Raw genomic sequence first — 22,316 nt, forward strand, 5'->3', positions numbered from 1 at the left:
AGGAAGCCCCATGCGCCGCGTACTCAATGACCTGAAAATCATGATTCTGGCCAACCTGTGGATAGTCCCGGTGGTGGCTGGTCTGGTCTGGGCACTGTTCCAGTTCGTCGCGCCGCCACCGCCGATGAGCGCCAGCATGGCCACCGGCGCCCAAGGGGGCGCCTACCAGCAGTTCGCCGAACGCCTGAAGGAAGAACTGGCCAAGGAAGGTTTCGAGCTGAATCTGGTACCGACCTCGGGCTCGCGCGACAACCTGCAACGCCTGCTGGCCAACGATCCGCAAGTGGAGATCGCCTTGGTGCAGAGCGGCCTGGAGCGCCAGCTGACAGCCGAGGAGCAGCGTCAGCTGGAAAGCCTGGGGGCAATCTATCAGGAACCGCTGTGGCTGTTCTTTCGACGTGACGTGGAGCTGGATCGCATTGCCGACCTGCTGCCACTGCGCCTCGGTCTGGGCGGCGAAGGCAGTGGCACCCGCGCCGCCAGCGACGCCATCCTCGGCGCCAATGCCATCGAGCCGGAACAATATCCCGAAAGCTGGCAGAGCATCGGGGGTGGCAAAGCTGCCCGCGCGTTGATGGCCGGCGAACTGGATGCAGCATTCTTTGTCGGCCCGGCAGAAAACTCACTGGTGCAGCAACTGGCGGCCAACCCGGACATCGCCCTGGCACACTTTCGGCGCGCCGCCGCCTACGAGGCGCGCCTGCCGTTCTTCAATCAGGTGAAGGTCGGTGAAGGCCTGCTGGATCTGGCCAGCAACGCACCGGACCGCGACATCATCACCCTGTCTCCGGTCGCCACCCTGGTAGTCAACGACGATTTCAACCCAGGCCTGGTGCCGCTGTTTCTCGAGGCCAGCCGTGAAGTGATGCGGGGCGGTACCCTGCTCGATACCGCAGGCACCTTTCCCAGCGCCGAGCCGCGCACCTTCGAGCTGCACAAGGATGCCGGGCATTACTACGACAAGGGCCTGCCTATCCTGCAGCGCTACCTGCCGTTTCGCATCGCTTCGCTGGCCGACCGCTACATCATCCTGCTGATCCCCCTGATCGTGGTGATGATTCCGCTGTTCAAGGCTGTCGGCCCGATTTACCAGTGGCGCATCCGCGCACGCATCTACCGCTGGTACAAGTACCTGCGCGAGATCGACCGCAAGCTGCACGCAGGTTCCTTGCCCGACGAACTGGACAGCGAGATCGAACGCCTGGAGCAGATGGAAGACGAGCTGGCGGCCGTGGATGTGCCGCTGTCGTACTCCAACGAGTTGTACGAACTGCACATGCATGTGCGCTACGTGATCGAACGACTGCGCGTGCTGCAGCGGCGCCGGCAGGCGTAGGGTGGATCACGCTTCATCGTTCCACCACGGCAGTGGATATACCCTCCTATAGCTTGCGCCAGCACTGTGGGAGGGGCTTTAGCCGCGACTTGCCACATGACGTCCACACCATTCACAGATGTATCCGCACCAGAATCCATCACCCGCTTCGGGTAAACTGCGCCCCTGTTTGAATTTGCCCACGAGACCGCCATGCCGATCCGCCACTGCATCGTCCACCTGATCGACAAGAAGCCCGACGGCAGCCCCGCCGTGCTGCACGCTCGCGACAGCGAGCTGGCCACGTCGCAAGCCATGGAGAACCTGCTGGCCGACCTCAACGAGAGCTACAACGCCAAGCAGGGCAAGGCCTGGGGTCTGTTCCACGAAGAATCCGGCGCCTACCCGTTCAGCGGCTGGCTCAAGGCCTATCTCGACGGCGAGCAGGATTTCACCGCCTTCAGCCGCCAGGCCGTCGAACACCTGCAAAAGCTGATGGAAGAATCCAACCTCTCCACCGGCGGCCACGTGCTCTTGGCCCATTACCAGCAGGGCATGACCGACTACCTGGCCATCGCCCTGCTGCACCACAGTGAAGGCGTAGCGGTGACCGACGCGCTGGACGTGACCCCGGCCAAGCACCTGGATCTGGGTCAGCTGCACCTGGCCGCGCGCATCAACATCAGCGAGTGGCAGAACAACAAGCAGTCCAAGCAGTACATCTCCTTCATCAAGGGCAAGAACGGCAAGAAGGTCTCGGATTACTTTCGCGACTTCATCGGCTGCCAGGAAGGCGTCGACGGCCCGGGCGAGACCCGTACCCTGCTCAAGGCCTTCAGCGATTACGTGGAAAGCGAGGATCTGCCCGAAGAACAGGCCCGCGAGAAGACCAAGACTCTGGTCGGCTACGCTACCGGCCAGGCCAAGATGGGCGAGCCGATCACCCTGGAAGAACTCTCCGGACTGATCGATGAAGAGCGCCCCAAGGCCTTCTATGAGCACATCCGCAACAAGGACTACGGCATGGCCCCGGAATTTCCGGCGGACAAACGTACCCTGAGCCAATTCCAGCGTTTCACCGGCAGGGCCGAAGGCCTGTCGATCAGCTTCGAGGCGCATCTGCTGGGTTCCAAGATCGAGTACGACGAAGGCCGCGACATGCTGATCATTCGCCAGTTGCCGACCCAGTTGAAGGATCAGCTCAAGCGTCGTCAGGATTGATGCATTTGTAGGGTGGACCGGGCGGCGATCCGCTTTAGCCCACCAAAACGATCCTGACCCATCTGTTCTATTTCGGTGGGCTAAAGCCCACCCTACGAAAACTAAAACGGATCGCCGCCCGGCCCAACCTACGCCTACCCCACAGACTGATATGGCGGCATGGCCTGGCTCGGTTTAGGCTGGCAGGACCGTGCAATCACACAAGGATGCGAAACCATGAAGACGATTGTGCTGCTGCTCGCCGCCCTGGCCCTGTGGCAGAACTGGGACAAGATCGACCGCTGGCTCAACCCACCGCAGGCCGGCAATGGCAGCGGCGAGATCGTGCTCTACGCCACGCAATGGTGCGGCTACTGCGCCAAGACGCGCGAGCTGTTCGCCGAGGATGGCATCGCCTATCGCGAAGTGAATATCGAGACCGATGCCGCCGGCCGTGCCCGTTACCAGGCACTCGGCGGCCGCGGCGTGCCGGTGATCGACCTGCGCGGGCAGGTCATTCACGGTTACGACGTGCGCGCCATCCGCGCCGCCTACTGACAGACGGCGCGAGACGCCTCAACGCGCCTCGATACGGAACCCCATACGCGGGAAGTGCACGTGCACGATGCCGGCGCGCTCGTCATCACGACGCAGAATCAGCTCGTCGCGCCCGGCATGCAGCAACTCGCCCTGCACCGGGTCGACACCATAGTCCACCGCAGCGATGCTCACCGCCTGGCCAGCTTTGAAACCATTGGGGTCGACGAAATCCTCGTTCGGCAGCGCTGCCGGAGTCGCTTCACGCGCCACCGCGATCGCCTGTTCGCTGCTCATCTCGCTCAACGAGCCATGGCCGAAGCCGAGCACACGGCCAAGCCAGGCGGCGACTTCCGGGTAATCGTCGACCAGCGGCGAGGTAACCGGCGTGCCGCGCAGGAACCACAAACAATGAGCCACGGAAAAATCGGCGAGCGATGGTTCACCGAAGAGGAAATCGCCCTGCTCGCGCTGCAACTGGCGCTGCAATGCGCCCATCAGTGCCGGCCAATTGTGCTTGGCCTGCTCCAGTGGCAGCCGAGTCGCCGTACCACCGGAAAACAGCGCGCCACGGTCGGCGGCGAAAGCCTTGGCGAACTCCGGCGGCACCTTGGCGAAGCGCAGCGCCATCGACTCGGGTTGGAACACCAGCGCCACGGCATGCTGGAACAAGACCGAGTCAGCCCACTGCGCCAGCAGGCTGACATTGAACTCCTGACCTTCGGGCAGCAGCGCCGGGGTTGCCTTCTCGGCTTCCAGGCGGCGAGCGATCAGCGCGGTATCGCAGTAGATGTCGGCGCCAACCTGCAGCACCGGCGTCTTGCGGTAGCCGCCGGTCAGCGCGGTGAGATCGGGCTTGGGCATCAGTGGCGGGATCATCACCGAACGCCAGGACAGTTGCTTGAAGCCCAGCATCAGGCGGGCCTTCTCGGCAAACGGCGAGGTCGGGTAGTGATGAAGGATCAACTCATGCATGGCGCGCTCCGCGTCGGCTCAAAAGTCCTCAGCTTACCCGCGCGACACCTGCACGCAACCGCCTGAGGCTGATGAAACGCCATCAACGGCCAGAATGAGCGCTTCTTTGGCGCTTTTGCTCAGGCGCTTGATCGCCCGTTCACGGCGCAACGCATCACCCTTGCCGGCACAGGCTTCGACGTAGGCCAGCGCCAGCGCCGGGCTGGTATGGAAGAATCGGGCACCCTTGCCGCTCTGGTGCTGGGCGAAACGCCGCTGCGGGTCATCGCTGATGCCGCAATACAGCGCACCATTGGCGGCGCGCACCAGATAGACGAACCAGGCCTTTTCGACTGCTGCATTCATCAGCGCGCGGGAAACCACTCACGCGCCGAGCGCCACAGGCACATGCCGACGAAGTAGGCCGAAGCCAACCACCAGAGCGCCAGCAGCCAGAACTGATTGACCGGGTACTGCAGGATCAACAGCGCGCTGGAGAGCATCCAGACGAAGGTCACCAGGATGTTCAGCGGCATGAACTGACGCACGCGGAACGGGTGCAGGAACTTCATCTTGGTCAGGGTCAAGCCGGCCAGCAGGACGATAATGGCCAGGGTGATCCAGGGGTGCACGTCGAGGATGTAGAAATACAACACGACCACGTTCCACGCCGCCGGGAAGCCGACGAAGTAGTTGTCCTTGCTCTTCATGTTCAGGTTGCAGAAGCAGAACAGCGAAGACAGCAGAATCAGGCCCACGGCGAACAGCGGCGTGTAATCCGGCAGTGGGATGAAGCGGTAAAGAAAGATGGCGGGGATGAATACGTAGGTCAGGTAATCGATCACCAAGTCGAGGGTCGAGCCGTCGAAATGCGGCAGTACACCCTTGACGTCATAGCGGCGCGCCAGCGAGCCGTCCAGACCGTCGACCAGCAGCGCCAGGCCGAGCCACAACAGGCATTGCGTGGGTTGGCCGTCGAGTACGGCCAGCAATGCCAGCAGGGCGAGGATCACGCCACTGGCGGTAACAGCATGGACCCCCCAGGCTTTGGCCTGTTTTACGGCAACGATCAATTCGGTCACGGCAGGTCTCGATTGGCAGTGGAGGTGCGGCACCCGGTGTGCGCACTCTTTATTGAAGGCTAAGACCGGCTAGCCTACCACTGCGTTCCTTCGCCCGCCTCAGCGCGTGCCACGAAACTGGGCCAGCCCGCGTGCCGCCTGTCGACGAATGGCAGCCTGAACCGGTGGCGCCCACCCCAGCAGAAGCCCTTTGCCACCTAGCGCCTGACGTGCCCAGCGCCATAGATCGAAGTGATCGCGATGCTCGACGATGAGCCCGTCGCGAAACACGAAGCGCGCCTGAATATGGTTGACCACCTGACGACCGGTGGCACTGAAACGGTAGCTGGCGACCCAGCGCGCGCTGCCGGCATGATCGTCAGCGTGCACCGAGTCGAAGGTCAGCGAGAAGTCTTCGGCGCGGCTGCACAGCATGCGCCACATATCGCCCGCCTCCGCGCCGTGCAGGTCGACGAAGACCGGATCGGAGAAACGCACGTCCTCGGCGTAACAACCGGCCATGGTCTCGGCATCGAGTTTCTGGAAGGCGCTGTAAAAACGCTGGATCAGATCGGCATTGGGGTGGCTCATGAGTCGCTCCTACAGGCTTTTCATTACGTAGGGTGCGCCGCGCGCACCGCTGTCACGGCGTCGCTCACTGGTGCGCACAGCGCACCCTACACGTTCGCAAGGATGGTTCACCCCAGTCTGTTCGTCCGGCGAGGACGTGGCGATTGGCTATAAAGACAACTTTGTGTCAATAATCGCCAATCCAATTCAGGTCACTGTCATGCTGCGCATCGCCTTGTACGTCTGCCCGCAAACCATCTGCTCCAGCCTGAGCATGGCGCAGGATGCCTTCAGCCTGGCCAATCGCCTGGTCGGCGCGCCCCGTTTTCAGTTGCAGCGTTTCAGCCTTGATGGCCAACCCGTGCAGTTGGAGTTCGCGCAGGTTCAGGTCGATGGCGGCCTTGAGCTGGCCGAGCAGGCCAACCTGCTGATCGTTCCCGCCACCGGTAGCGCCATCACCCGCACGCTGGAGAGCAACGCCAAGCTGCTGCCCTGGCTGGCCCAACGTGATCAGCAACAGGTTGCTAGTCTGTGCAGCAGCGCCTTCCTGCTGGCCGCTGCCGGCCTGCTCGATGGGCGCCAGGCGACCACCCACTGGGCATTGGCCGATTCGTTTTCCCGCCTATTCCCCCGAGTGAACCTGCGCAGTGACCTGCTGCTGACCGAGGACGGCCCGCTGTTCTGCTCCGGTGGTGCTCAGGCCGGGCTCGACCTGTGCCTGCACCTGATTGCCCTGCATGCCGGCGAATGGCTGGCGCAACAGGTGGCCAGCGCCATGGTGATCGAGCGTCAGCGCGGTACGCAGACCCGTTTCGCCCCGCTGTTGCCCAGCAGCGAGGACAAGTCCCTTGCCCCGCTGCTGGCCTGGCTACGCGAGCATCACGCCGAGACAATCGATCTCAACCGTCTGGCACAACAAGCCCATTGCTCGGCGCGTACCCTGCTACGCCGTTTCAAACAGGCCACCGGGCTGACCCCTGGCGATTACCTGCAGCGCCTGCGTATCAGTCTGGCGCAGCAGGCACTGACCGATTCGGCGCAGTCGCTGGAGCAGGTCGCCAGTCAGGTCGGGTTCGCCGACCGCGCCACCTTCGCCAAGCGCTTCAAGCAGTTATGCGGAGAAACGCCGGGCGCCTTCCGCAAACGCATGCGGCGCCACTAGGCGCCCAAGGTGTCCGATGGCTAATGCCAATCAAAACGGATTTTCGTAGGAGCCCCGCCCCGGGGCGAAGCTTTTCCTATCAGCGCCGCCCCGGTTCGCGGCGGGGCGCCGCTCCTACAAATTGTTGGCATGGTCGCCTGATCGAGTGGCCTCAGCAACAAACCAAGGAAGTCCGATGGCTGATGCCAATCAAAACGGCTTTTCGTAGGAGCCCCGCCCCGGGGCGAAGCTTTTCCTATCAGCGCCACCTCGGTTCGCGGCGGGGCCCGCTCCTACAGATTGGTGGCATAGCCGCCAGAGGGAGCGGCACCGGCAACGAAAAAGGGAGCCCGAAGGCTCCCTGATCCATGGCGCAATGCCGGCTCAGTGCAGGATCTGACTGAGGAACAGCTTGGTGCGCTCGTTCTGCGGGTTGGTGAAGAAGGCATTCGGCTCGGCCTCCTCGACGATCTCGCCCTTGTCCATGAAGATCACGCGGTTGGCCACGGTACGGGCAAAACCCATCTCGTGGGTCACGCAGAGCATGGTCATGCCGTCTTCAGCCAGACCGATCATGGTGTCGAGCACCTCTTTCACCATCTCCGGGTCGAGGGCCGAGGTCGGCTCGTCGAACAGCATGATCTTCGGCTTCATGCACAGCGCGCGGGCAATCGCCACACGCTGCTGCTGACCGCCGGAGAGCTGGCCCGGAAACTTGTTGGCCTGCTCGGGGATACGCACGCGCTCGAGAAAATGCATGGCAATTTCCTCGGCCTGACGCTTGGGCATCTTGCGTACCCACATCGGCGCCAGTGTGCAGTTCTGCAGCACGGTCAGGTGCGGGAACAGGTTGAAGTGCTGGAACACCATACCCACTTCACGGCGAATCGCTTCGATGTGCTTGAGGTCGCTGGTCAATTCGGTGCCATCGACCACGATGCGCCCCTGCTGGTGTTCTTCCAGGCGGTTGATGCAACGAATGGTGGTGGACTTGCCCGAACCGGACGGCCCGCAGAGCACGATGCGCTCGCCCTGCTGCACGCTCAGGTTGATGTCCTTGAGCACATGGAACTGGCCGTACCACTTGTTCACACCCTGCAGCAGGATCATCGGCTCGGCGCTGGGTTGTTTGATTGCTTCACTCATGACTCACTCCTAACGCTTGTGGCCGGTATCCAGCTTCCGCTCGAGATGCAGCGAATAGCGGGACATGCCGAAACAGAAAATCCAGAAGACCAACGCGGCGAACACATAACCTTCGGTAGCCATACCCAGCCATGCCGGGTCGGTGGTCGCCTGCTTGATGCTGTTGAGCAGATCGAACAGGCCGATGATGATCACCAGACTGGTGTCCTTGAACAGGGCGATGAAGACGTTGACGATGCCCGGAATCACCAGCTTCAGCGCCTGCGGCAGGATCACCAGGCCCATCATCCGCCAGTAGCCCAGGCCCATGGCCGCGGCCGCCTCGTACTGCCCTTTGGGAATGGCCTGCAGACCACCGCGCACCACTTCGGCGATATAGGCAGACTGGAACAGGATCACCCCGATCAGCGCACGCATCAGCTTGTCGAAATGCATGCCTTCGGGCAGGAACAACGGCAGCATCACCGAGGACATGAACAGCACGGTGATCAACGGCACACCGCGCCAGAACTCGATGAAGGTGACGCAGATGACCTTGATCGCCGGCAGGTTGGAACGTCGCCCCAGTGCCAGCAGGATACCCAGCGGCAAGGCACCGGTGATGCCCACGGAGGCGATCACCAGGGTCAGCATCAGGCCGCCCCACTGGCTGGTGGATACCACGCTCAGGCCGAATACCCCGCCGTGCAGCAGGCACCAGGCGATCACCGGATAGATCACCAGGAAGCCCAGGCCGTAGAACGCCTTGCGCGGCATCTGCGGCACGAACAGCGGCGCCGCGCCGACGATTGCCAGCCACAGCGTGGCGTCCACGCGCCAGCGCAGTTCACTGGGGTAGAAGCCGTACATGAACTGACCGAAACGCTGTTGGATGAACACCCAGCACGCGCCTTCCTTGGTGCAGTCGGCACGGGTGCTGCCCACCCAGTTGGCATCGATGATCGCCCACTGCAGCAGCGGTGGTACCACCAGCCAGATCAGATAAAGCGCGAAGATGGTCAACAGGCTGTTGAACCAGTTGGAAAACAGGTTGGCCTTGAGCCAGCCCACTGCACCGACGCTCAGGCGTGGCGGCGGCAGGTCCGGTTTGAATGTGTGAGTCTGCATGGCTGCTCCTTACCGCTCAGTCAGCGCGATGCGCTTGTTGTACCAGTTCATCAGCAGGGAAATGCTGATGCTGATGGCCAGATACACGCTCATGGTGATGGCGATCACCTCGATGGCCTGGCCGGTCTGGTTGAGCACGGTGCCGGCGAACAGCGAAACCATGTCCGGGTAACCGATACCGGCGGCCAGGGACGAGTTCTTCGCCAGGTTGAGGTACTGACTGGTCAGTGGCGGAATGATCACGCGCAGTGCCTGCGGGATGATCACCAGACGCAGGGTGACGCCCGGACGCAACCCAAGCGAGCGCGCCGCTTCGGTCTGACCATGGCTGACCGCCATGATCCCGGAGCGAACGTTCTCGGCGATGAAAGCCGCGGTGTAGATGGTCAGCGCCAGGGTCAACGCCATCAGCTCGGGGATCATCACCCAGCCGCCACGGAAGTTGAAACCAGTCAACTCCGGCACGCTCCACACCAGCGGGTTACCGCCGATCAGCACGGTGAGGCCAGGGATGACGACGATCAGCGCCAGCGAGGTCCACAACAGCGGGAAGATCTGACCAGTGGCCTCGCGGCGCTTCTTGGCCCAGCGTCCCAGGGCGATGATGCCGACGATGGTCGCCAGTACTACCACCGCGAACAGGCCAAAACTCTCCGAAGGGCCAGGCGCCGGCATGTACAGACCGCGACTGTTGAGGAAGAAGATTTCACCCACATCCAGGCTCTGCCGAGGACCAGGCAGGGCAAGAAATACCGCGAAATACCAGAAGAGGATCTGCAGCAACGGCGGAATGTTGCGGAAAATCTCGATGTAAACGGTGGCCAACTTGCTGATCAGCCAGTTGGGCGATAGCCGCGCCACACCCAGCAGGAAACCAAGGATGGAGGCCAGCACGATACCGATAAAAGACACCAGCAGGGTATTGAGCAAGCCGACCAGAAACACACGGGCGTAGCTGTCGCTTTCCGTGTACTCGATCAGGTGCTGGGCGATACCGAAACCGGCGCTGTTATTGAGAAAAGCGAAGCCGGAAATGATCCCGCGCTTCTCCAGGTTAGCCTGGGTGTTCTGGAAGAGAAACCAGCCGAGCGCCACAACGGCGATAACGGCAATGATCTGGAAAGCCCAAGCACGCACCTGCGGATCGTTCAGAAGCGATCCTCGCGGGCGCGGGGCATTAGCAGTCGTGTGCATGACAACCCTCACGGAAGCCCCGGCCGCACGCAAGCCGGCCGGAGTTCACTTAATCGGAAACGACAGCGGCAGGCCTCAGGCCTGCCGCTGTGGACGGTCAACGCACCGGCGGTGCGTACTGCAGACCACCCTTGTTCCACAGGGCGTTGAGACCACGCTCGATCTTCAGCTCGCTGCCGGCACCGACGTTACGGTCGAAGGACTCACCGTAGTTACCGACTTGCTTGACGATCTGTACTGCCCAGTCTTTCGGCAGCTTGAGGTCTTTGCCGAACTCACCTTCAGTACCCAGCAGACGTGCTACGTCCGGGTTCTTGGTGTCTTTGGCAGTGGCTTCGACGTTGGCCGAGGTCACACCCAGCTCTTCGGCGTTGACCATGGCGAACAGGGTCCAGCGCACGATGTCGAACCACTCTTCGTCACCCTGGCGCACGACCGGGCCCAGAGGCTCCTTGGAGATGACTTCCGGCAGTACGACATAGTCGTCCGGGTTGGCCAGCTTGATGCGCTGTGCGTACAGCTGCGACTGGTCGGAGGTCAGCACGTCGCAACGGCCGGCTTCGACCGACTTGGCGCTCTCGTCGGAGGTATCGTAGGTGATGGGGGTGTACTTCATGCCGTTGGCACGGAAGTAGTCGGAGAGGTTCAGCTCGGTGGTGGTACCGGCCTGGATGCAGACGGTAGCCCCGTCCAGTTCCTTGGCGCTGGAAACGCCCAGCTTCTTGTTCACCAAAAAGCCCTGGCCGTCGTAGTAGTTGGTGCCAGTGAAGTTCAGACCCAGTGCGGCGTCGCGCGAGCTGGTCCAGGTGGTGTTACGCGACAGGATGTCGACTTCGCCGGACTGCAGCGCAGTGAAGCGCTCCTTGGCGGTCAGCGGGCTGTACTTGACCTTGGTCGCGTCGCCGAAAACCGCGGCTGCAACAGCGCGGCAGACGTCAACGTCGAGACCCAGGTAGTTGCCTTTTTCATCGGCGTAGGAGAAGCCAGGCAGACCGTCGCTGATACCGCACTGCACGAAGCCTTTCTTCTGCACTGCATCCAGAGTGGCGCCTGCCTGAGCAAAGCCACTGACACCGAGCACAGCTGCGGTGGTCAGCACAGCCAGGGTGGATTTCACCATCTTCATCAAAAACCTCCAGTTGCTCTTGTTGTGTTGGAGTCTCCGTCCGCCTTCCTCACCCTTTTGAGGCCGCGACCCGCCGGCAGCAACGGTATCGACGAGAAGTTCGAACGTCAGGCAGGAGCCTAGTCGGCATTTCCCTCTGCTGGCCAACTGCTCCTACCCAGCCCATTGGTTGAACGGGCCTGAGACGGATCGTCATCCGCCTGGGCGTTTCATCACCCCGACGGTCTAGTTAGGAACCCCACACAGCAGATTCCTGCCTGTTGAGCAATGCGCAATGGCACAGTGTTACCGTTAGCGCACCGCGTCGTCAGTCCGGATGAGCCATAGCAAGCCCCGTACCAGCACATGGCGAATTGCCGTATGTGCAGGGGGGCAAGAGCAAAAGATTCACCCGTGCGACAACTTATTCACAGATTAGCCAAGCCTTGAACAGGGGCACGCCCCAATTCGATGCGCCCGCACCACACTGGAGCTACCAATGACCGCACCCATGATTTTGCAGCCCCCACAATCCGCCGATGCCAGCGTGATCTGGCTGCATGGGCTGGGGGCTGACCGCTACGATTTCCTGCCGGTCGCCGAGTTGCTGCAGGAGCGCCTGCCCAGCACACGCTTCATCCTGCCGCAGGCGCCAACCCGCCCGGTGACCATCAACGGCGGCTGGAGCATGCCGAGCTGGTACGACATCCTTGCCATGAGCCCGGCGCGCGCCATCGACCAGGCCCAGCTGGACGAGTCCGCCGACCAGGTGATCGCCCTGATCGAGGCCGAGCGCGAAAGCGCCATCGCCGCTGAACGCATCGTCCTGGCGGGCTTCTCCCAGGGTGGCGCGGTGGTACTGCACACCGCCTTCCTGCGTTATCCGGAGACCCTCGGCGGGGTGCTGGCACTCTCGACCTACGCACCGACCTTCAGTGACGACATGCAGCTGGCGGATACAAAAAGACAACTGCCGGTGCTTTGTTTGCATGGCAGATTCGACGACGTGGTGACACCCGACATGGGACGCGCCGCGTATGACCGCCTGCACGCCTGCGGGGTGCCGGTGCAATGGCGCGACTATCCGATGGCCCACGAAGTGCTACCGGAAGAGATTCGCGATATCGCCGAATGGTTGAGCCAATTGCTGACAGACTGACCGAACCGAAGAGATGCACGATAAATGAGCACAGCGCCCCTCATTCGCACCCTGCAGGATATCGAACAGATCGAGAGCACCCCGCTGAGCGAGCGCGACCTGCCCAGCAGCACCTTCGAGCTGATTCGCCGCACGGCGCAGGCCAGCCCCGAGGCAGCTGCGCTGTCGTTCATTCTCCAGGGCACGGGAGAGGAAACCCCGCTGCGCCTGAATTATGCCGAGCTGCTCGGCAAGATCACCCAGACCGCCAACGCCTTCCACCGCCTGGGCCTGCGTCCCGGCAAGGCGGTGTCCTTCCTGCTGCCCAACCTGCCGCAGACCCACTACACCATCTGGGGTGGCGAGGCCGCCGGCATCGTCAATGCGATCAACCCGCTGCTCGACGCCGAACATATCGCCGAGCTGATCCACGCGTCCAACTCCGAGCTGCTGGTGACCCTGGCGCCCTTCCCAGGCACCGAGCTGTGGGACAAAGTCGATGCCCTGCGCGATCAGTTGCCGGAGCTGAAAGCGATTCTCTGCGTGGACATGGCCAACCTGCTGCCCGAACCACAACGCAGCGCGCTCAAGGCCCAGCGCGGCCTGCTGCCGGAGGGCGTGCTGGATTTCGATGAAACCATCGCCGCCTGCCCCGCCGACCACCTGGAAAGCGGTCGCGTGATCACCGCCGACGACATCGCCAGCTACTTCCACACCGGTGGCACCACCGGCACGCCAAAACTGGCGCCGCACAGCCACGGCAACGAAGTGGCGATGGCCTACAGCATGAACCTGGTCACTCGCTTCGGCGTCGGCGACGTGACGCTCTGCGGCCTGCCGCTGTTTCACGTCAACGGCGTCATCGTCACCGGACTGACGGCTTTCATCGGCGGTGCCGAAGTGCTGCTGGCCACGCCGCAGGGCTATCGCAACACCACCTTGATTGGCAATTTCTGGAAGGTCATCGAACGCCACAAGGTCAGCTTCTTCAGCGGTGTGCCCACCATTTATGCCGGCCTCCTGCAGATTCCCAGCGAAGGCCATGACCTGTCCTCGCTGAAATACGCCCTGTGCGGCGCCGCGCCCATGCCGGTGGAACTGATACGCCAGTTCGAGGCCAAGACCGGCCTGACCCTGCTCGAAGGCTATGGTCTGACCGAGGGCACCTGCGGCAGCTGCGCCAACCCTCCAGCCGGCGAGCGCCGCCCCGGCTCGATCGGCCTGCCCATGCCGTACTGCGAAGTGCGCATCAAGGTACTCGACGAGCAGGGACGCTATCTCCGGGATGCAGAGCAGGATGAGATCGGCAACCTGTGCATCCGCGGTGCCACGGTATTCAGGGGCTATCTGCAGGCGAGCAAGAACGCCGGCATCTGGGTCGATGGCGACTGGTTCAATACCGGCGACCTCGGTCGCGTCGATGCTGACGGCTATATCTGGCTGACCGGGCGCAGCAAGGATCTGATCATCCGCGGCGGTCACAACATCGACCCGCAGATGATCGAGGAAGCCCTGCACAAACACCCCGCCGTGGCCATGGCCGCTGCCGTGGGCAAGCCAGACGAGAAGGCCGGCGAATTGCCGGTGGTCTACGTGCAGCTCAAGCCGGGCGCGCAGACCAGTGAAACCGAGCTGCTGGAACATGCCGCCGCACATATTCCCGAACGCGCCGCGGTGCCCAAGGATGCCTGGATCATCGATGCCATTCCGCTCACGGCGGTGGGCAAGACCTTCAAACCAGCGCTGCGCTTCGATGCCATCGCCCGGGTTTACCAAGCGGCTATCGATGAGTTGCACCCGGCTGTTCGGGTTGAAGTGCTGAGCGATGACAGGGCTGGTCAATTGGCCCACATCCACCTGCCGAATCAGGATCAGGCCTTGGCTGCCAGCATTGGCGAACGGCTGTCCGGCTACGCGGTGGGCCATCGCATTCACTTCGCAGCGTGATCCAGAGCGCGCCAGGACGCGCGCCAGTTAACAGCTTTGCACTTTCGCGCAACCACTGGTCGGCCGAGCTTCAGGCAAGCATTGCCACGCCTGAAGCTCGGGAATACTGTCGAACTCTATTCGTAGACACGACAGGGAGCGTTGGTGGTGCCCTCAGGCCTATTCGCCCGGCCAGGCCCGACGAGATCGCAATGAAACCGGCGCACTGGCAGGCAGACCTGCAGCAAATTCAACAGTTGCGACTATTTCATAATGTCGCCACCAGCAGCCTCGACCAGTTGCTGCGGGAATTTCGTGCCTGCGAGCTGGAAGCCGGCGAAGTACTGCTCTCCCCCTTCAATCGCAACCAGCACCTCTATCTCCTGATCGAGGGCCAACTGCGCGTCTACCTAGGATCACTGGACAACCAGGCCGTCAGCACCCTCGAAGTCGGCGACTGCGCCGGTGAAATCAGCTTCATCGACAACGAACATCCCTCCGCCTACGTCGTGGCCGAGCGCCCCTCCATCGTCCTGCGCCTGCACCGAGAGTCACTGGTGGCGTTGTTCCAACAATCCCCACAGATGATGCAGAACCTGCTGGAGCTGCTCTGCGATCGCGTGCGCCAAGGCAACCGGCAGATTCTCGACAGTGAGCAGAACGCCAACGTCGATACCCTCACCGGCTGCTTCAACCGGCGCTGGCTGGAACACGTGTTCGAGCGTGAGAGCACCCGCTGTGCCTTCAACGACGAACCCATGTCATTGCTGATGCTCGATGTCGACCACTTCAAGGCCTACAACGACCAGCACGGCCACCTGGCCGGCGATTACGCCCTGTGCCTGGTGGCGCATACCCTGAGCAGCCAGCTGAGGCCGAAGGACAGCCTGATACGTTTCGGTGGCGAGGAGTTCGTCATTCTCCTGCCGGAGATCGCCGATGAGGCTGCACGCGGTATCGGTGAGCGCCTGCGTATCGGCCTGGAGCAGATCGCCTCCTTCTATTCGCCGGTTGGCGTGCTGCCCGGCGTCACCATCTCCATCGGCCTGGCGCAGATGCAGCACCAGGACAGCCTGCAAAGCCTGATCGCGCGGGCCGATGCGGCGCTATACCAGGCCAAGCAACAGGGGCGTAACTGCCTCTGCGGCTGATAATTTGCGACATTGGTGCGCTAGGCATTGTGGGAGGGGCTTTAGCCGCGACCGAATCGCCGCTGAAGCGCCTCCCACAGAGCTGCCGCGCACCGCCGCCCCTTCCCTTGCTACAGTGCCGAGCATAACGACAAGCCTGGATGGCCACCCTTTATGCGAAAACTGCTGATCGCCCTGCTCCTGCTGGTTCCCCTCTCTGCCCTCGCCGTACTGGGCCTGCCCCGAGTCATCGACGCGCAGATGAACAGCGTGGCCAGCCCGCCCCCTTATCCGGCCAGCGCCAGCGCACAGAAGCTGCACCAGGGGCTGTTCGTCGCCGACCTGCACGACGACGCCCTGCTCTGGGAGCGCGACCTGCTCAAACGCTACGACTACGGTCACTCAGACCTGCCACGCATGCTCGAAGGGCGCCTCGGCCTGCAGGTGTTCTCCACCGTGACCAAGACGCCACGCGGGCTGAACATGGAGAGCAACGCCGCCGACAGTGACAACATCACACTGCTGGCCATGGCCCAGCGCTGGCCGCGGGAAACCTGGAACAGCCTGCTGCAGCGCGCCCTGTACCAGGCGCAGAAGCTGCAGGATGCGGCGCACGCCAGCGAAGGTCGCCTGGTGCTGATCCGCAGCCGCGCGGACCTGGCCCGTTTCATCGAGGCCTGGGACAAAGACCCGCAGCGTGTGGCAGGCCTGCTCGCCACCGAGGGCCTGCAGCCCATCGAGAACCAGCTGGAGAATGTAGATACGCTGTTTGATGCGGGCTTTCGTATCGCCGGCCTGACCCACTTCTTCGATAACGAAGTGGGCGGCTCGGCCCACGGCCTGGCAAAAGGCGGGCTGACGCCGCTGGGGCGCCAGGTGATCGCACGCCTGGAAGAAAAAGCCATGCTGGTGGACCTGGCTCATGCCTCGCGCCCGCTGATCGACGATGTGCTGGCCATGGCCACGCGCCCGGTGCTGGTCTCGCACACCGGGGTCGAGGGCACCTGCCCCGGCACGCGCAACCTCAGCGACAAGCACCTGCAGGCCATCGCCGCCACGGGCGGGGTGATCGGTATCGGCTACTGGAGCACCGCCGTGTGCGACACCTCGGTCGCGGCCATCATCAAAGCTATTCGTTATACGGCGGACAAGGTCGGCGTCGAGCACGTCGCCCTGGGCTCGGACTTCAATGGCACCGTGCATACACCATTCGACGTCACCGGCCTGGCACAAATTACCGAGGGGCTGCAAACCGCCGGCTTCGACAATGACGCCATTGCCGCGATCATGGGCGGCAATGTACAGCGCCTGCTGCTGGCCAGCCTGCCGGAGAAATGAGGCGCTGGGCACACGCTCCTCTTGACAGACGCGAGCGAAGCACTTCGCCACGCCCGCGTCTTGCATTACACTGGCGGGCGTTCACTCCTTAACCAGTCGATGAGAAGCCCGTGCTCAAAGCACTCAAGAAAATGTTCGGCAAAGCCGAAGACGAGCAGCCACAACCAGCGCCGTCACCCGTAACAGCGCCTGCCCAGAGCGGTGACGCAGAGCACAAGCGTCCCCGCCAGAACAAGCCCGCCCGCACTGCCAGCGAGAGCGCAGGCGATAGCCCGGCGCAGCAACAGCCCCGCCCGCCCAAGGCCGACAAGCCACGCCGCGAGCGCCCAGCCAAGCCAGTAAGCAACTGGAAACTGGAAGATTTCGTGGTCGAGCCGGCCGAAGGTAAGACCCGTTTCCATGACTTCAAGCTCGCCCCCGAGCTGATGCATGCCATTCATGATCTGGGTTTCCCCTACTGCACGCCGATCCAGGCTGAGGTACTGGGCTACACCCTCAAGGGCCAGGACGCCATTGGCCGCGCCCAGACCGGCACCGGCAAGACCGCCGCGTTCCTCATCTCGATCATCACCCAGCTGCTGCAGACCCCGCCGCCGAAAGAGCGCTACATGGGCGAGCCACGCGCGCTGATCATCGCGCCGACCCGCGAACTGGTGGTGCAGATCGCCAAGGACGCCGCCGAGCTGACCAAGTACACCGGCCTGAATGTCATGCAGTTCGTCGGCGGCATGGACTTCGACAAACAGCTCAAGCAACTGGAATCGCGTTTCTGCGACATCCTCGTGGCCACCCCGGGCCGCCTGCTGGACTTCAACCAGCGCGGCGAGGTGCACCTGGACATGGTCGAGGTGATGGTGCTCGACGAAGCCGACCGCATGCTCGACATGGGCTTCATCCCGCAGGTGCGCCAGATCATCCGCCAGACGCCGATGAAAGGTGACCGCCAGACCCTGCTGTTCTCCGCCACCTTCACCGAAGACGTGATGAACCTGGCCAAGCAATGGACGGTCAACCCGGCCATCGTTGAAATCGAGCCAGAGAACGTCGCCAGCGATACCGTCGAGCAGCACGTGTACGCCGTAGCCTCGGCTGACAAGTACAAACTGCTCTACAACCTGATCAGCCAGAACGACTGGACGCGGGTCATGGTCTTCGCCAACCGCAAGGACGAAGTACGGCGCATCGAAGAGCGCCTGACTCGCGACGGCATCAGCGCCGTGCAGATGTCCGGCGACATTCCCCAGCACAAGCGTATCCGCGCCCTGGAAGGCTTCCGCGAAGGCAAGATCCGCGTCATGGTCGCCACCGACGTCGCCGGTCGTGGCATCCACGTCGATGCCATCAGCCACGTGATCAACTTCACCCTGCCGGAAGACCCGGACGACTACGTGCACCGCATCGGTCGTACCGGCCGCGCCGGCACCAGCGGCACCTCGATCAGCTTCGCCGGCGAAGACGATGCCTTCGCCCTGCCGCCGATCGAGGCGCTGATCGGCCGCAAGATCCAGTGCGAAATGCCGCCGGACGAACTGCTCAAGCCGGTGCCGCGCAAGCACTGAGCCAGCGCAGGTCGAACCAAGGCGAAGCCGCGAGGCTTCGCCTTTTTCATGCCTGAGCGTCAATCACCCAAACCCAGCGCCCTGGCCACCCCCGCACCATAGGCGGGATCAGCCTTGCTGCAATGGCCGATATGGCGCCGTTTGATCTCAGCGGATGCGTCGCCCATCGCCCTGGCCGTGTTCTCGAACAACACCTGCCGCTGCGCCGGGCTCATCAGGCGGAACAGATCCCCCGGCTGCTGAAAGTGGTCATCGTCGACGCGGTGATCCCAGTTGGTCGCGCTCCCCTCCAGTGGCAACGGCGGCTCGCGCAGTTCCTGCTGATCCTCCCATTCGCCCTGACTGTTGGGGTAATGGGCGATGGTCGAGCCCTGATTGCCGTCGGTGCGCATCTGACCGTCCCGGTGGTAGCTGTGGTACGGGCAGCGCGGCACATTGACCGGGATCAGGTTGAAGTTGACACCCAGCCGATACCGCTGGGCATCGCCGTAGGAGAACAGACGCGCCTGCAACATCTTGTCCGGTGAAAAGCCAATGCCTGGTACGACATTGGCAGGCGAGAACGCTGCCTGCTCTACCTCGGCGAAATGGTTGTCCGGGTTGCGATTGAGCTCCAGCACGCCCACCTCGATCAGCGGGTAATTGGCATGCGACCACACCTTGGTCAGATCGAAGGGGTTGTGCGGGTGGCGACTGGCCTGCTCCTCGGTCATCACCTGAATACATAACGTCCAGCGCGGATAGTCGCCCCGCTCGATGCTCTGGTAGAGATCACGCAGATGGCTTTCACGGTCGGCGCCGATCACGCTGGCCGCCTCGGCGTCGCTGAGGTTTTCGATGCCCTGCTGGCAGCGCAGGTGAAATTTGACCCAGAAGCGCTGATTGTCCGCATTGACCAGGCTGAAGGTATGACTGCCAAATCCGTGCATGTGCCGGTAACTGCGCGGTATACCGCGTTCACTCATGGTGATGGTGACCTGGTGCAACGCCTCGGGTAGCAGACTCCAGAAGTCCCAGTTGTTGCTGGCACTGCGCAGGCCGCTACGCGGATCGCGCTTGACCGCATGGTTGAGGTCGGGAAAACGCATCGGGTCGCGGAAGAAGAACACCGGGGTGTTGTTGCCGACCAGATCCCAGTTGCCTTCATCGGTATAGAACTTCACGGCGAAGCCACGGATATCACGCTCGGCATCGGCGGCGCCACGTTCCCCAGCCACCGTGGAAAAACGCACGAACACCGGTGTCTGCCTGCCTACCGAGGCGAACAGACTGGCGCGGCTGAAACGGCTGATGTTGCCCGTCACGGTGAAGGTGCCATAGGCACCTGCGCCCTTGGCATGCATGCGCCGCTCGGCAATCACCTCGCGGTCGAAATGGGCGAGTTTCTCGATCAGCCAGATGTCCTGTAGCAGAGCCGGCCCTCGAGGCCCGGCGGTCTGGATGTTGAGGTTGTCCACCACTGGCGCACCGGTGGCATGGGTCAGCTTCTGTTTGGACATGACAGGTACTCCTCAAGCAAATATGCCGAACGACGGGCGAACGCCAGCCGCCAGCGGAATCGATGGCAGCCGACAATTGCGCGCGATGATTTAGTCCGAGGTCTTCCAGGTCGCAGGCAGGGACAGGTCGCCCGAGGCGACATCCCAAACGCTGGAGACACACAACAACGGGTCATGCAGATCGGCATTGACCTGCAGCGCGGCGGTCACCCCGTCGTAGTTGAAACTGGCGGGGAAACCAACGGCTGCGAGTGGAACACGAATCTGCGCCGCGTCGTTCTTCACACTCAGGTCATAGCCTGGCGAATCGATGTACAGCGGCACGCCTGGCCAGGTGGCGGGCAACTTGGGTGTGGCGCCCTCTGGAATGTCCCGCACCTTCAGGCCGCTGGGCCCACAGCTGGGCTCCTTGGTCAGCACCACCCAGTGCGAGTGCCACAAGCCACCGTCATTGCCCTTGTCGCCGTCACCGTTCTCGTCGAGCTGCGGGGTGTCGTCGAAATCAGGGTGCGAGGTCAGCGCCAGGGCAAGAATGCCCGACTCCTGCTCGAATCCCACCGAGCCGCTGTCCAGACTCGTCGGCCAGACGTAGCTGTAGACCTCTGCACCGGCAAAGCTGCCTTTGGCGGTGGGCAGACGACTACCAGCCTGGCCATCGACCAGTTGCTCGAAGACCAGATCGCTACCCTCCTTGAACACCCGGGTATGCACCAGATCGAAAGCCGCCTCGACCTGCCCGCCCTTTTCGCTGTGGATACCTTCCGGGCCGTGGGCCCAGGCCGGGTTTGCCAGCATGGCCAGCCACGCACTTAGCGTCAGCGTGTTCATAAGCGTCCCTAGCCTTTGGCAAGATATTCAGCAGTGGAAATCACGGGCGCGTAGCCGAAGCTGAGCGCCGCCATGAATGCCGCATGCACGTGCTCGGCCGGCACCTGTACACCGTTGAATTGCAGATCGAGCGTGGCACAGGCGTCATGCAGCACCGTGGTGTCGTAGCCGAAATCCACCGCGGCTCGGGTGATGCCATCAACGCACATATGACTCATGTTGCCGACGATCACCACGGCGTCGATGGCGTGCCGATCGAGTACCGCCTTGAGTTCGGTTTCGCGAAAGGAGTTGATGTAATGCTTGAGCACGACCGGCTCGTCACCCTGATTAATGACGCTGGGATGGATATGCGCCCCCTCGCTGCCGGGTCGAAAGAACGGCGCATCGGCGCTGGTGAACTCATGCCGGATGTGCACCACCAGATCGCCGCGTTCACGAAAAACGGCGATCACCTGTGCCGCCTTCGCGGCGGCGGCCTCGACCTTGCTCAGCGTCCATAGGCCGCCTGGGAAGTAATCGTTCTGGATATCCACGACGATCAGGGCTGTCTTGCTACTCATGGGTCAGTCCTCGAAATGACATTGAATGGCCGTTGCTGGTCGATCAGCTACGCAGGAAGGCCAGCATGTCCGCGCCCAGTTGTTCCTTGTGGGTATCGGTGATGCCGTGAGGCGCTCCGGGGTAGATGACCAGCTTGGCGTGTGGCACCAACTTGGCCGAAGCTCTGGCAGCGGCGTCCACGGGCACGATCTGGTCGTCATCGCCATGCAGGATCAGCGTCGGCACATCGAACTTCTTCAGGTCGTCGCTGAAGTCGGTTTCGGAGAAAGCCTTGATGCAGTCATAGGCATTCTTGTGACCCGCCATCATGCCCTGCATCCAGAACGCGTCGATCACTCCCTGCGAGGGTTTGGCACCGGGGCGGTTGTAGCCAAAGAACGGGCCACTGGCGACGTCGCGGTACAGCTGCGAACGATCGGCGAGCGATGCCGCGCGTATGCCATCGAATACCGAGAGTGGCAGACCGCCCGGATTGGCCTCGGTCTGCACCATCAACGGCGGAACAGCGGCGATCAGCCCTGCCTTGGCCACCCGGGCGGTGCCATGCCGGCCGATGTAGCGCGCCACCTCACCGCCACCAGTGGAAAAACCGAACAGCGAAGCGCCACGCACATCCAGGTGATCGAGCAGTGCAGCCAGATCATCGGCGTAGGTGTTCATTTCATTGCCATTCCAGGGCTGGCTGGAGCGTCCATGACCACGCCGGTCATGAGCGATCACCCGATAGCCGTTGCTGGCCAGGAACATCATCTGCGCCTCCCAGCTATCGGAGTTCAGTGGCCAGCCATGGCTGAGCACCACGACCGGGCCGCTGCCCCAGTCCTTGTAGTAGATCTGTGTACCGTCGCGTGTGGTAATGGTGCCCATGGTTCTACGCCCTCCATTCTCGGTTTGCGGATGGGCAGTGCCGGGGCCAGCGCCCCGCACGCAACCACCCAGGGGTAACAACATCACCGTTGCCAGCGCGGCAGAGCCGAGCAGCAATTGGCGACGTCCGTTATTCA

21 protein-coding genes are annotated in these 22,316 nt (G+C 62.6%); 9 read left to right on the top strand and 12 right to left on the bottom strand.

The window, feature by feature from the left end:
* Positions 1-10 precede the first annotated feature (10 nt).
* From BLT86_RS13290 to BLT86_RS13300, 3 genes are all read left to right on the top strand, one after another.
* Positions 11-1,336 carry a TAXI family TRAP transporter solute-binding subunit gene (locus tag BLT86_RS13290; RefSeq protein ID WP_092377320.1) on the top strand — a complete coding sequence of 442 codons (1,326 nt, stop codon included), beginning with the start codon at positions 11-13 and terminating at the stop codon, positions 1,334-1,336.
* Positions 1,337-1,528: 192 nt separating this feature from the next.
* On the top strand, positions 1,529-2,536 hold the full coding sequence (gene yejK / locus BLT86_RS13295; protein WP_017675235.1) for a nucleoid-associated protein YejK: 1,008 nt from the start codon (positions 1,529-1,531) through the stop codon (positions 2,534-2,536).
* Between the two features lie 216 nt (positions 2,537-2,752).
* Entirely contained in the window at positions 2,753-3,073 is a 321-nt protein-coding gene (locus BLT86_RS13300) for a glutaredoxin family protein (RefSeq protein ID WP_092377323.1), read from the top strand.
* Positions 3,074-3,091: 18 nt separating this feature from the next.
* On the opposite strand, the gene BLT86_RS13305 is transcribed toward BLT86_RS13300, so the two are convergent.
* From BLT86_RS13305 to BLT86_RS13320, 4 genes are all read right to left on the bottom strand, one after another.
* Entirely contained in the window at positions 3,092-4,027 is a 936-nt protein-coding gene (locus tag BLT86_RS13305) for a glutathione S-transferase family protein (protein ID WP_092377326.1), read from the bottom strand.
* Positions 4,028-4,060: 33 nt separating this feature from the next.
* Positions 4,061-4,372, bottom strand: coding sequence for a GIY-YIG nuclease family protein (locus BLT86_RS13310; RefSeq protein ID WP_021488706.1), 312 nt, complete (start codon positions 4,370-4,372; stop codon positions 4,061-4,063).
* The gene (gene pcsA / locus BLT86_RS13315; RefSeq protein ID WP_092377329.1) at positions 4,372-5,088 is read right to left on the bottom strand and encodes a phosphatidylcholine synthase; all 717 of its coding nucleotides are present in this window, start codon (positions 5,086-5,088) and stop codon (positions 4,372-4,374) included. The genes BLT86_RS13310 and pcsA overlap by 1 nt, the downstream gene beginning before the upstream one ends.
* A 99-nt stretch (positions 5,089-5,187) precedes the next feature.
* Positions 5,188-5,658 carry a nuclear transport factor 2 family protein gene (locus BLT86_RS13320; RefSeq protein WP_045734823.1) on the bottom strand — a complete coding sequence of 157 codons (471 nt, stop codon included), beginning with the start codon at positions 5,656-5,658 and terminating at the stop codon, positions 5,188-5,190.
* A 199-nt stretch (positions 5,659-5,857) separates the two neighbouring features.
* Here BLT86_RS13320 and BLT86_RS13325 point away from each other — a divergent pair, with 199 nt between their 5' ends.
* Positions 5,858-6,799 carry a GlxA family transcriptional regulator gene (locus BLT86_RS13325; RefSeq protein ID WP_092377333.1) on the top strand — a complete coding sequence of 314 codons (942 nt, stop codon included), beginning with the start codon at positions 5,858-5,860 and terminating at the stop codon, positions 6,797-6,799.
* Positions 6,800-7,162: 363 nt separating this feature from the next.
* Here the strand turns inward: BLT86_RS13325 and BLT86_RS13330 are convergent, their stop codons facing one another.
* From BLT86_RS13330 to BLT86_RS13345, 4 genes are all read right to left on the bottom strand, one after another.
* Positions 7,163-7,924 carry an amino acid ABC transporter ATP-binding protein gene (locus BLT86_RS13330; RefSeq protein WP_017675242.1) on the bottom strand — a complete coding sequence of 254 codons (762 nt, stop codon included), beginning with the start codon at positions 7,922-7,924 and terminating at the stop codon, positions 7,163-7,165.
* Between the two features lie 9 nt (positions 7,925-7,933).
* Positions 7,934-9,031 carry an amino acid ABC transporter permease gene (locus BLT86_RS13335; RefSeq protein ID WP_021488709.1) on the bottom strand — a complete coding sequence of 366 codons (1,098 nt, stop codon included), beginning with the start codon at positions 9,029-9,031 and terminating at the stop codon, positions 7,934-7,936.
* Positions 9,032-9,040: 9 nt separating this feature from the next.
* Complete coding sequence (locus BLT86_RS13340; RefSeq protein WP_026088410.1) at positions 9,041-10,225, bottom strand: amino acid ABC transporter permease; 1,185 nt, start codon at positions 10,223-10,225, stop codon at positions 9,041-9,043.
* Positions 10,226-10,322: 97 nt separating this feature from the next.
* A complete protein-coding gene (locus BLT86_RS13345; protein ID WP_017675245.1) occupies positions 10,323-11,351 on the bottom strand; it encodes an amino acid ABC transporter substrate-binding protein in 1,029 nt (342 codons plus the stop codon).
* Positions 11,352-11,829: 478 nt separating this feature from the next.
* Between BLT86_RS13345 and BLT86_RS13350 the strand changes: the two genes are divergently transcribed.
* The 5 genes from BLT86_RS13350 to rhlB all read left to right on the top strand — a co-directional run bounded on the left by BLT86_RS13350 (position 11,830) and on the right by rhlB (position 18,421).
* Entirely contained in the window at positions 11,830-12,489 is a 660-nt protein-coding gene (locus tag BLT86_RS13350) for an alpha/beta hydrolase (RefSeq protein WP_074861235.1), read from the top strand.
* A 24-nt stretch (positions 12,490-12,513) separates the two neighbouring features.
* The gene (locus tag BLT86_RS13355) at positions 12,514-14,415 is read left to right on the top strand and encodes an acyl-CoA synthetase (protein ID WP_092377336.1); all 1,902 of its coding nucleotides are present in this window, start codon (positions 12,514-12,516) and stop codon (positions 14,413-14,415) included.
* Between the two features lie 191 nt (positions 14,416-14,606).
* Positions 14,607-15,545 (top strand): GGDEF domain-containing protein, encoded by a 939-nt coding sequence (locus tag BLT86_RS13360; protein ID WP_092377339.1) that lies wholly within the window; start codon positions 14,607-14,609, stop codon positions 15,543-15,545.
* A gap of 153 nt (positions 15,546-15,698) precedes the next feature.
* Complete coding sequence (locus BLT86_RS13365; protein ID WP_021488712.1) at positions 15,699-16,862, top strand: dipeptidase; 1,164 nt, start codon at positions 15,699-15,701, stop codon at positions 16,860-16,862.
* Between the two features lie 110 nt (positions 16,863-16,972).
* Entirely contained in the window at positions 16,973-18,421 is a 1,449-nt protein-coding gene (rhlB, locus tag BLT86_RS13370; protein ID WP_059392940.1) for an ATP-dependent RNA helicase RhlB, read from the top strand.
* Between the two features lie 59 nt (positions 18,422-18,480).
* On the opposite strand, the gene BLT86_RS13375 is transcribed toward rhlB, so the two are convergent.
* The 4 genes from BLT86_RS13375 to BLT86_RS13390 form a co-directional block, all read right to left on the bottom strand.
* Entirely contained in the window at positions 18,481-19,920 is a 1,440-nt protein-coding gene (locus tag BLT86_RS13375) for a catalase (RefSeq protein ID WP_092377342.1), read from the bottom strand.
* A 90-nt stretch (positions 19,921-20,010) separates the two neighbouring features.
* Positions 20,011-20,748, bottom strand: a complete 738-nt coding sequence (locus BLT86_RS13380) for a hypothetical protein (protein ID WP_021488715.1) — start codon at positions 20,746-20,748, stop codon at positions 20,011-20,013.
* Between the two features lie 8 nt (positions 20,749-20,756).
* Positions 20,757-21,311 carry a cysteine hydrolase family protein gene (locus BLT86_RS13385; protein ID WP_017675253.1) on the bottom strand — a complete coding sequence of 185 codons (555 nt, stop codon included), beginning with the start codon at positions 21,309-21,311 and terminating at the stop codon, positions 20,757-20,759.
* 43 nt (positions 21,312-21,354) lie between these two features.
* Positions 21,355-22,179, bottom strand: a complete 825-nt coding sequence (locus tag BLT86_RS13390) for an alpha/beta fold hydrolase (RefSeq protein WP_017675254.1) — start codon at positions 22,177-22,179, stop codon at positions 21,355-21,357.
* Positions 22,180-22,316 lie beyond the last annotated feature (137 nt).

Origin of the sequence: Pseudomonas sihuiensis (assembly GCF_900106015.1) — a bacterium.
Taxonomy (GTDB): Bacteria; Pseudomonadota; Gammaproteobacteria; order Pseudomonadales; family Pseudomonadaceae; genus Aquipseudomonas; species Aquipseudomonas sihuiensis.